The sequence below is a fragment of the Aminobacter sp. 01T433 genome (genome assembly GCF_056398585.1).
This window is the reverse complement of record NZ_JBFTPR010000001.1, coordinates 367,264-378,832: the sequence shown is the minus strand read 5'-3', so window position 1 is coordinate 378,832 and position 11,569 is coordinate 367,264. Positions and strand designations below refer to the sequence as shown.

At 62.4% G+C, this 11,569-nt stretch carries 12 protein-coding genes and 1 pseudogene; 7 read left to right on the top strand and 6 right to left on the bottom strand.

What is annotated here, in order from left to right:
• Nucleotides 1–35 precede the first annotated feature (35 nt).
• Nucleotides 36–440, bottom strand: coding sequence for a GFA family protein (locus tag AC1DLV_RS01910; RefSeq protein ID WP_476799753.1), 405 nt, complete (start codon nt 438–440; stop codon nt 36–38).
• Nucleotides 441–483: 43 nt separating this feature from the next.
• Nucleotides 484–1,461: a cation diffusion facilitator family transporter gene (locus AC1DLV_RS01905; protein ID WP_476799754.1), complete on the bottom strand. Its 978-nt coding sequence runs from the start codon at nt 1,459–1,461 to the stop codon at nt 484–486.
• 154 nt (nt 1,462–1,615) lie between these two features.
• Between AC1DLV_RS01905 and AC1DLV_RS01900 the strand changes: the two genes are divergently transcribed.
• Both AC1DLV_RS01900 and sugE read left to right on the top strand, forming a co-directional pair.
• Nucleotides 1,616–1,741: a hypothetical protein gene (locus AC1DLV_RS01900; RefSeq protein ID WP_108609499.1), complete on the top strand. Its 126-nt coding sequence runs from the start codon at nt 1,616–1,618 to the stop codon at nt 1,739–1,741.
• A 159-nt stretch (nt 1,742–1,900) separates the two neighbouring features.
• Complete coding sequence (gene sugE, locus AC1DLV_RS01895; protein WP_476799755.1) at nt 1,901–2,215, top strand: quaternary ammonium compound efflux SMR transporter SugE; 315 nt, start codon at nt 1,901–1,903, stop codon at nt 2,213–2,215.
• 259 nt (nt 2,216–2,474) lie between these two features.
• Here sugE and AC1DLV_RS01890 read toward each other — a convergent pair whose 3' ends face one another.
• Nucleotides 2,475–2,903: a DUF6481 family protein gene (locus tag AC1DLV_RS01890; protein WP_476799756.1), complete on the bottom strand. Its 429-nt coding sequence runs from the start codon at nt 2,901–2,903 to the stop codon at nt 2,475–2,477.
• 220 nt (nt 2,904–3,123) lie between these two features.
• Here AC1DLV_RS01890 and AC1DLV_RS01885 point away from each other — a divergent pair, with 220 nt between their 5' ends.
• The 4 genes from AC1DLV_RS01885 to AC1DLV_RS01870 all read left to right on the top strand — a co-directional run bounded on the left by AC1DLV_RS01885 (nt 3,124) and on the right by AC1DLV_RS01870 (nt 7,279).
• Nucleotides 3,124–4,170, top strand: a complete 1,047-nt coding sequence (locus tag AC1DLV_RS01885; RefSeq protein WP_476799757.1) for an LLM class flavin-dependent oxidoreductase — start codon at nt 3,124–3,126, stop codon at nt 4,168–4,170.
• A gap of 78 nt (nt 4,171–4,248) precedes the next feature.
• Nucleotides 4,249–5,394: an AI-2E family transporter gene (locus AC1DLV_RS01880; RefSeq protein ID WP_476799758.1), complete on the top strand. Its 1,146-nt coding sequence runs from the start codon at nt 4,249–4,251 to the stop codon at nt 5,392–5,394.
• 62 nt (nt 5,395–5,456) lie between these two features.
• Nucleotides 5,457–6,281 (top strand): arylamine N-acetyltransferase family protein, encoded by an 825-nt coding sequence (locus tag AC1DLV_RS01875; protein ID WP_476799759.1) that lies wholly within the window; start codon nt 5,457–5,459, stop codon nt 6,279–6,281.
• Complete coding sequence (locus AC1DLV_RS01870) at nt 6,278–7,279, top strand: LLM class flavin-dependent oxidoreductase (protein ID WP_476799760.1); 1,002 nt, start codon at nt 6,278–6,280, stop codon at nt 7,277–7,279. The genes AC1DLV_RS01875 and AC1DLV_RS01870 overlap by 4 nt, the downstream gene beginning before the upstream one ends.
• Before the next feature lie 156 nt (nt 7,280–7,435).
• Here AC1DLV_RS01870 and AC1DLV_RS01865 read toward each other — a convergent pair whose 3' ends face one another.
• The 3 genes and pseudogenes from AC1DLV_RS01865 to AC1DLV_RS01855 all read right to left on the bottom strand — a co-directional run.
• Entirely contained in the window at nt 7,436–8,710 is a 1,275-nt protein-coding gene (locus tag AC1DLV_RS01865) for a lytic murein transglycosylase (protein WP_476836105.1), read from the bottom strand.
• 193 nt (nt 8,711–8,903) lie between these two features.
• Nucleotides 8,904–9,509 (bottom strand): recombination mediator RecR, encoded by a 606-nt coding sequence (gene recR / locus AC1DLV_RS01860; protein WP_476799761.1) that lies wholly within the window; start codon nt 9,507–9,509, stop codon nt 8,904–8,906.
• Between the two features lie 245 nt (nt 9,510–9,754).
• Nucleotides 9,755–10,309 (bottom strand): annotated as a pseudogene (locus AC1DLV_RS01855) (cell wall hydrolase); the annotation flags it as partial.
• Between the two features lie 215 nt (nt 10,310–10,524).
• Between AC1DLV_RS01855 and AC1DLV_RS01850 the strand changes: the two are divergent.
• Complete coding sequence (locus AC1DLV_RS01850) at nt 10,525–11,565, top strand: zinc-dependent alcohol dehydrogenase family protein (RefSeq protein WP_476799762.1); 1,041 nt, start codon at nt 10,525–10,527, stop codon at nt 11,563–11,565.
• The last annotated feature ends 4 nt before the right edge of the window (nt 11,566–11,569 follow it).

Genomic DNA, 11,569 nt, shown 5'->3' with positions numbered 1-11,569 from the left:
CAGAAGCCTGGCTGGGTTCCGGTCGGCCAGCTGGCTTATGAAGCCTTCTCGGCGGTCTCCATGCCCTCGAACTCTGGCAGCCAATGCAGGGCTGAGCGATGCCAAACCTGCCGACGCGGAACGAGCTGTTCACGCTGGTCGGATGTTCCGACCCTGAGACCGTAGACCTTGGGTCCATCGCCGACTGAGGTTGCAAACAAATGTGTGCCACATTCGCCGCAGAACCCTTGTGCGCGCTTGTTGCCGCTGTCGCCTGTCTTCACATAGATCTTGGGCGTGCCCAAGAATGCGATGTTTGCTTCGGGCACCTGCACCGTGACGCGAAACGCGGTTCCGGTCAGCTTCTGGCAGTCGGTGCAATGACAGATTGCCGTCTTTTCCGGATCTACGTCAGCCTTGTAGGTGATGGCGCCGCAATGGCATCCGCCTTCGATCTTCACTGGAAGTCCTCCATTTCACAAAGTTGATGATTCCAGTGGCATCCTAATCCTTTTCGGGTTTTGCCGTCTCGGGCGACCGGTCCACGATCCGCTCCCTCCGTTCCCGCCAAAGCCGCGACGTCTGCGGCTTGACGAAGACCGCTGTCACCTCGGGAACCTCCGCCTTGAGCTTCGCCTCCAGCCGCTCGACGCATGTCTCGATGTCGGCAGCCGAGATGTGATCGACGAAATCGAGGCTCAGGCCGGCGACGATCTGCTCGGGGCCCATATGCACGGTCAGCACGCCATTGGCCTTTTCCACCGCTGGATCGGCCTGTGCGATCGCCAGGATCGACGATTGCACGTCAGGCAAAGCCGGCTCGCCCATCAAGAGCCCCTTGCTCTCGCGGGCCAGGAATACGGCCGTTGCGCCCAAAATCAGGCTGATGCCGATGGAAGCGGCGCCATCGAGCCATGGCTGCTCGAAATACTGCGCGGCGGAAATGCCGACGAGCGCGATCATCAGGCCAAGCAGCGCGGCACTGTCTTCGAACAGGACGGTATAGACGCTTGGGTCCTTGCTGCGGCGAACCGCCTGGATGTAGCCGAGATTGCCCTTGGAGCGTCGGAATTCCTTGAGCGCCACCAGCCACGAACCACCCTCGAACACCATGCACAGACCAAGCACGATGTAGTTGATGAGCGGGTTTTCGATCGGCTCGGGGTCAAGAATGTGGATGATGCCTTCATAGAAGGCGACGCCGGCACCAAGCGCGAAGACCAGGAGCGCGACGATGAAACTCCAGAAATAGAGTTCGCGGCCATAGCCAAATGGATGCAGGCGGTCAGGCGGCTGGGCCGCACGATTGAGCCCGTAGAGCAGCAACAGTCCGTTGCCAGTGTCGACCAGCGAATGCACGCCTTCCGACAGCATCGCCGAACTGCCTGTGATGGATGCCGCAACGAACTTGGTGGCAGCGATGAGCAGATTGCCCGCTATCGCCGCAAAGATCACAATCTTCGAACCGGAATGTGCTGCCATCTGTGCCTCGTGCTGTCGGACTGTAGCGGGGACATTGACGCACTCAAGCATTTTCGCCTCGGCGGTAGACTCGCTGTCGACGCCTCAATACCCCCCTTGCAAGCGCGGCAAGTTCGCGTTTCACTTCGCTTCTCAGCAGCGGGAGAAACGAATCATGGCCAAGGGTGCGATGAAAGCCGGGAAAGAAGCCCGGAAACCTAAAAAGGATGCCAAGAAGCCAGCACCTGCGCCGGCATTCAAGGCGCCTCCGGTGCAAGCGACCAAGATCAAGGACAAGTAGTCCCTGCTTTCGGCTTGACGCCAGTCAACCACGCCCGGTTTCGGCCGGGCGCATGGTTGAATTCTTCTTCAAAAAAAACTATTTGAGCGGGGCAAGGACGACCTTGCACTCCCCCAAAAAACCCGGCCGGGACGACCCGCCATCCCAATGGAGCGTTCCATGGCTTGGACTTATCTGTTTTTCGCCGGCCTGTTCGAGATCGGCTGGGCCATCGGCCTGAAATATACTGAGGGCTTTTCGAAGCTGACGCCGACCGTCCTCACCGTTGCTTCGATGGTCATCAGCCTCGGCCTGCTTGGCCTGGCTCTGAAGACACTGCCCCTCGGCACTGCCTATGCCATCTGGACCGGCATCGGTACGGTCGGCACTGCGATGCTTGGCATCTGGCTTTTTGGCGAGCCCGCGACGGCGATCCGCCTCGCCTGCATCGGCCTGATCGTGTCGGGCATCGTTGGCCTCAAGCTCGTCGCCTGATCAGCAGCCAACCTTTATTGGCCTGCCCGAAATGGGCGGGCCTCACCATTATCCCGTTTTGAACCAGGTACTCCCGAGAATCGATTCAGATTCTGGGGGCATGCTTTAGACGCGCGAAAGCAGCCCGCGACCGGGACTTGGCAATACCCCCGGTCGCGAACTGCTAGCAATGAGAATTTACACAATCGACCTCGAGCGCCGCGCGTCCGAACGGACGTACAAAGGGCGCTCTAGCCGATGCGTCGGATGTATCCCGCGATCAGCCGAAGTTGGCTGAGGGCGGCATCCGCTTGCCGCGCGACTTGCGCGCTGCGTAACGCGCGTCACGCTTGGCCTTGCGCTCGGCCTCGTCGGAAAGCACGCGGCTGATACGGTCGGCCTCTTCCGCCTCGCGTGCCTTGGCCTCTGCTTGTGCTGCCTCTTCGGCGGCTAGGCGTTCGGCTTCGGCCAGAGCTTCGCGCTCGGCCTTTTCAACGGCTTCGCGAGCCAGGCGTTCCTGCCTCAGCTTTTCCTTCTCGGCTTCGCGGATGGCGCGAGCCTCGAGGATGGCCTTGCGTTCGACCTGGCGAGCCAGAACTTGCGGATCGTCAGCAGCCGGGCGTGCCTTGTACTTTTCGAGGAGAGCCTTCTTTGCGTCATTAGCAGCGTTACGCCGCTCGAAGACGTCTTTTTCTCTGTAGATTGCCAATTTGATTTCCCTGGAGTCACTTCTCGCCGTTTACATACGCGCGCGAAGGCAGAGTTCAAGCGCCAAAAAGGCATGTCTCCCATGAAATCGCCTGATGTTGCCGATGGGAAACGCTCTTTGGGCGCCAATCTCGATATGGATTGTTCACTAGACCGCATCTGGCGGCTTCGTGGAGCGATAGCTACGTGTAGCACGAATAATAGCGATAGGACCAGCGATCATGGAACTTGGCCTCTATACTTTTGCGGACGTCAGCCCTGAGCCGGGCCCTGGTGCCATCGGGCCGCATCAGCGGCTGCGCAATCTCATCGAGGAAATCGAGCTGGCCGACCAGGTCGGGCTCGACGTATTCGGCCTCGGCGAGCATCACCGCCCCGATTATGCCGCTTCCGCACCTGTCGTGGCACTCGCGGCAGCGGCCGAGCGCACCAAGCGCATCAGGCTGACAAGTGCTGTCACCGTGTTGTCGTCGGACGACCCGGTGCGTGTGTTCCAGCAGTTCGCAACGCTCGACCAGCTCTCCGGCGGTCGCGCCGAGATCATGGCCGGACGCGGCTCGTTCATCGAATCGTTTCCGCTGTTTGGCTACAATCTCGAGGACTACGACGACCTGTTCGCCGAAAAACTCGATTTGCTGCTGGCACTGCGCGACAGCGAGCGCGTGACATGGTCGGGCACGCATCGCGCGTCGATCAATGATCGTGGCGTCTATCCCCGCCCCTATCAGGACAAGCTGCCGATCTGGATCGCCATTGGCGGCACGCCGCAATCGGCGGCACGAGCCGGCGTGCTCGGCCTGCCCTTGGCACTCGCCATCATCGGCGGCGAGCCAGCGCGATTCGCCCCCCTGTTCGACCTCTATCGCGAGGCAGCGCGGCGCGGCGGACAGGATCCGGCCAAGCTCGCCACCAGTATCAACGTGCATGGTTTCGTCGGCGAGACGACCGAACAGGCGGCTGACGACTTCTACGCACCGCAGGCTGAAGTGATGAACCGAATCGGCCGCGAGCGCGGCTGGGGACCAACATCCAGGGCGCATTTCGACCAGTCGCGTTCTCCGCAAGGCGCGCTGTTTGTCGGCAACCCGGAGGTGGTGGCGGAAAAGATCGTGGCGCAGCACAAGCTGTTCAAGAACGACCGCTTCATGCTGCAGATGGCGATCGGCATCATGCCGCACGACAAGGTCATGAAAGCGATCGAACTCTACGGCACCAAGGTCGCGCCACTGGTGCGCAAGGAACTGGGCGCAGCGGCAACGGCGGCCTGACAACCACAGGAACCTTCAGCGGGCTTCGGCGTTTATCGCCAAGCCCGTCGTCCCGATGGCGGGCATTGGGGGTTGATCATGCAAACCGAGTCTGAAGCCTCCGGCGCGGAGCAGCTGGAGCGCGGCTTTCCTCTGGCCGAGATTCGCCTGATCCGCTCGCTGTTGCTCGGCCTCTTCATCTTCGCCAGCGTCTACGCGCTCTATTTTGCGCGCGACTTCTTCATGCCGGTGGTGCTCGCCTTCTTGTTGGCGCTGATGCTGACGCCGATCGTGCGTTTCTTACGCAGGCACGGCGTGCCGGAGGCGGTATCGGCCACGCTTCTGGTGCTGTTTTCCGTGCTGACCATCTCAAGTGCTGGCTATTTCATGAGTGGGCCGGCGATGGACCTCGCCAACAACGCGCCGGCGATCGGCCGCAAGCTGACCGAACGCCTTGCCGAGATCAGGCATCCCTTCGACCGGATGCTGGAGATTTCTCAGCAGGTCGACCGTGTCGCCGAGACCACCCAGGAGCCCGGCCTGCAGAAGGTCATCGTTTCCCAGCCAGGCATTGTCTCGCAAGCCGCGGGCAACCTTCTGTCGGCGGCAACCACCGCGGCTATCACCTTCGTGCTGTCGCTGTTCCTGCTCGCGTCCGGCACGCTGTTTTACGAAAAGATCGTCCAGTCCTTCGCCCGCATGAGCGAGAAGAAGCGGGCGCTTCGCGTCGTCTATGATGTCGAGCGCGAAATCTCGCGCTACCTGCTGACCGTTGCGGTGATCAATGGCGGGCTTGGGGTGGTGGTCGCCTCTGGCCTTTGGTTGATCGGTATGCCCACGGCAGCACTATGGGGCGTGACAGCCGCCCTGCTCAATTTCTTGCCTTATGTTGGCGCGCTGGTGTCGGTCCTGCTGGTCGCAGCCATATCGCTGGTCACTTTCGACAGCCTTTCCTACGCCTTGCTGGCACCTGGCTTTGTCATCCTTTGCAATGTCATCGAGGGCCAGTTCGTCACCCCGCTCGTCGTGGGAAGGCGCCTGGAGGTCAATGCGGTGGCGATCTTCATCGCGGTCGCCTTCTGGTCCTGGCTGTGGGGTTTCGTCGGCGCACTGATCGCCGTGCCGCTGCTCGTCGTCATCAAGGTGTTCTGCGACCATTTCGACAGCCTGAGGCATGTCGGCAATTTCCTCGCCGCCCAGCAAACGGCCGAGCCCGAAGAGCAGGCGTCCGAGTCAACAAGTTGAACGCAGCTGTTTGTGACCGAGGGTGGCCATACCTATATCGGAACGGCAACAGGTTGACTGCCATGTCCGATTTCGATCTCAGCGCCTATTTCCAACGCATTGGCTATGACGGCCCAGGCGTGCCGACGCTTGAGGTTCTGCGGGCGCTGCATCGGCTGCATCCACAAGCGATCCCATTCGAGAACCTGGACCCTTTCCTGTTCCGCCCGGTCGATCTCGACGCGGCGGCCGTGCAGCGCAAGCTGGTGGCAAGCCGGCGCGGCGGCTATTGCTTCGAGCACAACCTGCTTTTCATGGCGGCACTTCAAACGCTTGGATTCACTGTATCGGGCCTTGCCGCACGCGTTTTGTGGGGCCAGCCGGAGGACGCCATCACGATGCGCGGCCACATGCTGCTCAGGGTCGAACTGGACGGGCAGACATGGCTGGCCGATGTCGGTTTTGGGGGACTGACGCAGACCGCGCCACTGCTGTTTCAACCCGGGCTCGAACAGGCAACGCCGCACGAAACCTTCCGCATCATCGAAACCGACGGCCATTTCCGTACCCAGGCGAACACCGGAGGCGAATGGCGCACGCTCTACCGTTTCGACCTGCAGCAACAGTATCCAATCGACTACGGCGTCACGAACTATTTTCTGTCGACCAATCCGGCCTCGCATTTCCGCATCAACCTGATGGCCGCGCGCGCTTTGCCCGAGGGCCGGCTTGCGCTCGCCAACAACCGTCTGTCGCATTACCTCGCCGACGGCCGCATCGAGCGTCGCGAACTCGCTGACGCAGCTGGGTTGGCCGAAGTCATCACCCATGAGTTCCGCGTCGACATCCCCGATGTGGATGCCTTCAGCGCGCTTGCGCGCGAAAAAATCTTCCAGGAGAAGCCATGACCACCCTGTCCGTGCTCGATCTATCCCCGGTCACCGAAGGCAGCACTGCCGGCCAATCGCTGCGAAACACGCTCGACCTCGCCCGCCACGCCGAGAAGCTGGGCTTTCACCGCTACTGGCTGGCCGAACACCACAACATGGCGGGCATCGCCAGCGCCGCGACATCCGTAGTCATCGCCCATGTTGCAGCCGGCACTAGCACCATCCGCGTCGGCGCAGGCGGCATCATGCTGCCCAATCATGCTCCGCTGGTCATCGCCGAGCAATTCGGCACGCTGGCCGCCCTGCATCCAGGCCGCATCGATCTTGGCATCGGCCGTGCGCCGGGCACCGACATGCTGACCGCGCGTGCCCTGCGCCGCAATCTCGAAGCCGGCGTCGACAACTTCCCGCAAGATGTGGTCGAGCTGATGGGCTATTTCGAGCCGGCGACGCCGGAGCAGCGCATCCGCGCCGTACCCGGCGAGGGCGAGCAGGTCGAGGTCTGGGTGCTCGGCTCCAGCCTTTACGGCGCCCAGCTCGCGGCCATGCTCGGCTTACCCTACGCATTTGCCTCGCATTTCGCCCCGGCCGAACTCGACCATGCGATCGAAATCTACCGCTCGCGCTTCCAGCCCTCGGAGCGTCTGGCAAAGCCTTATGTCATGGCCGGCATCAATGTCGTTGCCGCCGATAGCGACGCGGAGGCGAAGCTGTTGTTCACCTCGGTGCAGCAGGCTTTCGTCAATCTGCGTAGCGGCCGGCCAGGCAGGTTGCCAGCACCTGTCGAAGGCTATGAGCGCGAGCTCGACCCGGTCGCACGCCAGATGCTGTCGCAGACGCTCGCCTGCGCGGTCGTCGGTGCGCCCGAAACGGTGCAACGCGGCGTCGAAGCCTTCATCGCACGCACCGGCGCCGACGAGCTGATGGTGACCGCTCAGGTCTACGATCACACAGCGCGCAAGCGCTCATATGAGATTTTGGCCGAAGTGGGAGCTGGGCTGTCCAAGGCGGCGTAAGTGGCGTTCCTGCCCTCGCCCGTTTACGGGGAGAGGGAAGCGAAGCGAGCTTGCGAGCTGAGTAGGGTGAGGGGCAGCGCCTACCTGCAAAAGTTCACGCTGCCCCTCATACGCCCTTCGGGCACCTTCTCCCCGTAAACTGGGAGAAGGTAGAATTCACCGCATCGCCTCGACGATGGCCTTGTCCGGAAAGCATGTGGCGGCACGGCCGTTCTTGGCCTGCCAGTCGCCGATCGAACGGCGGGTCTTGAAACCGGGCAGGCCGTCGGAGCCACCGACGTCGTAGCCGAGCTTTTCCAGCCCGCGCTGCATATCGGCGATGTCGGAGCGATAGAGCCCGTCGACCTTGCCCCAGCTACCTACGAAACGCCTATCGCCGCTGGCGATGCGGTCGGCACCGTGGCCGATGAACAGCGCGTAGACGTCGCTCTCGTTATACTCCTTGAGCACGTAGAAATTGGGCGTGACGATGAAGGCCGGGCCGTTGCGCCCGGCCGGCATCATCAAGAAACCTTCGGCACGTGCCTCGCTGGCCGGAAACGGCTTGCCACCGACACGGGTGATACCCATCGCCGCCCAATCGGCGATCTTCTTGCCCTTGTCGGGGCCTTCCAAGGCGCAGGTGACATTGTCGGGCAACGTCACCTCAAAACCCCAGCCGCGCCCTTTGACCCAGCCATAATGGACGAGATAGTTGGCGATCGAAGCCAGCGTGTCGGGCGTCGAATTCCAGATATCGGCGCGGCCGTCACCGTCAAAATCGACGGCATGTTGAAGGAATGATGTCGGCAAGAACTGCGGCTGGCCCAGCGCGCCAGCCCAGGACGAGCGCATGTCCTTGCGGCTGACCAGCCCGCGCTCGACCATTTCGAGGCCGGCGAGCAGCTCCTTGCGGAACATGTCCTTGCGGGTCGCCAGAAACGCCTTCGTGCCCAGCACCTCGAACGCGTCATATGGCATCTTGGCAGCACCGAAGCCGGATTCGCGGCCCCAGATGGCGAGCACCACCCCGCCAGGCACGCCGAAACGTTTTTCGATCGCGGCAAGGGTCTTGGCATTCGCGCTGGCGCGCGTGCGACCGCCTGCGGTGACGGCACCGAGGGTCTTTTCGGCGAAATAGTTGCCCGGCGAGCCGAATTCGGCCTGATGCTGCTTCTTGGGCGTCGTGGGTTTTTCACCCGGCAGCACGAGGTCGGGCAGCTTCAGGTTGGGCGAAACGCCTGAAAAAGCCGCATCGAAGGTGGCCTTGGAAATGCCCTTGGCCTTGGCTTCCGGCCACAGGTCCTTGGCCAGCCAGGCCTGGAACTGATCATCGATCTTTGCCGCCGAAGCGGGGGTGGCGATGGACAGCGCGGCAAAAGCCACTGCAAACAAGGCGGCCAGCGTTGAAGGCTCGCGTCTCTTCGCGCCCCCCTCTGGCCTGCCGGCCATCTCCCCCGCAAGGGGGGAGATCAGCAGCTTCAAGCTCGGCGCTTGTTTTGCAATGTTGGTGATTGGCGAAGATGGTGGCGACAGCTGATCTCCCCCCTTGCGGGGGAGATGGCCGGCAGGCCAGAGGGGGGTGTGAAGGAACGAAAAAGCAGCAAGAAGACGTTTCATCCACCCTCCCTGCCGGGCAATTGCGTCAAAAGACGGTCCGCGACTTGAGTGCGGCGGACAGCGTTCCCTCGTCGAGATAATCGAGCTCGCCGCCGACCGGCACGCCATGGGCGAGCCGCGTGATCTTGACGTCGAAGCCTGAAAGCTGGTCGGTGAGGTAGTGCGCCGTGGTCTGGCCCTCGACGGTGGCGTTGACGGCCAGGATGACCTCGCCGACACCGCCCTCGGCGATGCGGGTCACCAGCTGCTTGATGGTCAGCTGGTCGGGGCCGATGCCATCGAGCGGCGACAGCGTGCCACCCAACACATGGAAACGCGCGTTCATCGCCCCTGCCCGCTCCAGCGCCCAGAGATCGGACACGTCCTCGACGACGATGATGGTGGCCGAATCGCGGCGCGGATCGGTGCAGATCATGCACGGATCCGACGTATCGACATTACCGCAGGTCGAACACACGCGCACCTTGTCGACCGCCTCGCCCATGGCGGCGGCCAGCGGGGCGAGCAGCTGCTCTTTCTTCTTGATGAGATGAAGTGCGGCGCGGCGGGCCGAGCGCGGCCCAAGTCCCGGCACCTTGGCCAGGAGCTGAATCAGGCGTTCGATCTCGGGACCGGCGATTCGCTTCGACATGGAAGCGATATAGGACGAGTACGGAGTAGTGAGTAGCGAATAGTGAACTGAAAAGCGGCCTGCCGCCTCGTTCCCCTACTCGCTACTGACTATTTCCCACTCTCTCAGTCGTTCATCGGCCGATCCTGGCTGGCGATCAGCGCTCCGACAGCATCGGCTTGCTTGGGGCTGGCCTGGAACGACATGGCACTCGCCAGCGCTGCATCGGAGCCTGCGGAAGCGACAGTGGTGGGCTTGGAATCGTCGACGCCAGGCAATGTCGGCTGGTCGGCGGACGCCACCATCGTTTCCGGCTCCGCAACGGCTGGCAGGCGATGCCGGCCGCGCTTTTCATAGAAGGCATTGCCGCCGGCAACCGTGGTGTAATGCATGTTCTTGTAGGGGAATTTCAGACCGGCCGTGTGGAAGAACATGACCTCTTCCTTCACCTTCGGATGGCGCTCGCCCTTGAGCACCGCTTCGGCTGCCGCCTGCACATCGGGGAGCGCTGCCGAATCCATGCGCCTGGACAAAACGCCGGGCGCGAACTGGCCCTTCTGGCCGACCACGCCGCAAACCGTATTGGCATATTCGCCCGATTTGAGCCGGTTCATGACAACACTGCCGACGGCCACAAGGCCGTCGCGACTGGAGCGGTTCGATTCGAAGAACATCGCGCGGGCCAGGCATTCCTTGTCCTTCGCCGTGTAGGCGTAGGATCCCGTGCGGACCGAACTCGTGGTGACCCCGTCGGCCATTTTGCTGGTGGTGCAACCGGACACGACGAACGGGGATGCGACGACGCCGATCAAAATCGGCATCTTCCATCTCTTGGCGACCAAAATCGCCCCCTCTCTCTATGCCCGCCACGTCCCCGTAATGCATGCCAGCATGGACCAGTTTCGGGCAAAATAATGGCCACAGGTCGAAAAGCAGCTCCTTGCCGGTCTCGCCTGCGCAACGTCCGGTCGTTATGCTCGAACCACAGCCAATGGAACCGACCGGGCGAGCCGCCTGAAGAGCGGAGGGAAAAACCGTGAAAGCCGTTTTATTCGAGCAGTTCGGCCAGCCGCCGAAGGTGCAAAATGTTGCCGATCCGACGCCCTCGCCAACAGGCGTGGTGATCAAGGTCGAGGCCACGGGGCTGTGCCGCAGCGACTGGCACGGTTGGATGGGACACGACGCGGATATCGTGCTTCCACATGTGCCAGGCCATGAACTTGCCGGCACGATCGCGGCACTCGGCAAGCAGGTCACGCAGTGGAAGATCGGCGATCGCGTCACCGTTCCCTTCGTCGGCGGCTGTGGGCACTGTTTCGAGTGCAATTCAGGCAACCACCAGGTCTGCGAGCATCAGTTCCAGCCGGGCTTCACCGCCTGGGGCTCGTTCGCCGAATATGTCGCTGTCGATTTCGCTGACACCAATCTGGTGCGCCTGCCTGAAACGCTCGATTTCGCGACGGCAGCGAGCCTCGGCTGCCGCTTCGTCACCTCTTTCCGCGCGGTGGTCGACCAGGGTCGCGTCAAGCCGGGCGAGTGGGTCGCCGTGCACGGCTGCGGCGGCGTCGGCCTGTCGGCGATCATGATAGCCTCCGCCGCTGGTGGCAATGTCATTGCCGTCGACCTCGCCGACGACAAGCTGGAGTTCGCCAGGCAGGTCGGGGCGGTGGCGACGATCAATGCGTCAAGCACGAGCGACGTTGTTGGCGCTGTCAGGGAGATCACCAAGGGCGGCGCGCATTTGTCGCTCGACGCGCTTGGCCACCCCACCACCTGCTTCAACTCGATCGCCAATCTTCGCCGGCGCGGCCGCCATGTCCAGGTCGGCCTCATGCTCGGCGATCACCACCACCCGAAAATCCCGATGGACAAGGTGATCGCCCACGAGCTCGAAATCCTCGGCAGCCACGGCATGCAGGCGTTCCGCTACCAGGCGATGATGGAGATGATCGAGGCGGGCAAGCTCAGGCCGCAAAAGCTTGTCGGCAAGCATCTCAGCCTCGACGAAGCGCCCGCCGCGCTGATGGCGATGGACAGGTTCGAAGTACTGGGGATCAGCGTGATAACGAGATTCTGATGAC

Bases quoted from the DNA above. Each gene is read 5' to 3' on its own strand.
- AC1DLV_RS01870 (WP_476799760.1), top strand. From the start codon at position 6,278: ATGACCACCCTGTCCGTGCTCGATCTATCCCCGGTCACCGAAGGCAGC.
- AC1DLV_RS01885 (WP_476799757.1), top strand. From the start codon at position 3,124: ATGGAACTTGGCCTCTATACTTTTGCGGACGTCAGCCCTGAGCCGGGC.
- sugE (WP_476799755.1), top strand. From the start codon at position 1,901: ATGGCTTGGACTTATCTGTTTTTCGCCGGCCTGTTCGAGATCGGCTGG.
- AC1DLV_RS01865 (WP_476836105.1), bottom strand. From the start codon at position 8,710: ATGGCCGGCAGGCCAGAGGGGGGCGCGAAGAGACGCGAGCCTTCAACG.
- AC1DLV_RS01905 (WP_476799754.1), bottom strand. From the start codon at position 1,461: ATGGCAGCACATTCCGGTTCGAAGATTGTGATCTTTGCGGCGATAGCG.
- AC1DLV_RS01880 (WP_476799758.1), top strand. From the start codon at position 4,249: ATGCAAACCGAGTCTGAAGCCTCCGGCGCGGAGCAGCTGGAGCGCGGC.
- recR (WP_476799761.1), bottom strand. From the start codon at position 9,509: ATGTCGAAGCGAATCGCCGGTCCCGAGATCGAACGCCTGATTCAGCTC.
- AC1DLV_RS01900 (WP_108609499.1), top strand. From the start codon at position 1,616: ATGGCCAAGGGTGCGATGAAAGCCGGGAAAGAAGCCCGGAAACCTAAA.
- AC1DLV_RS01875 (WP_476799759.1), top strand. From the start codon at position 5,457: ATGTCCGATTTCGATCTCAGCGCCTATTTCCAACGCATTGGCTATGAC.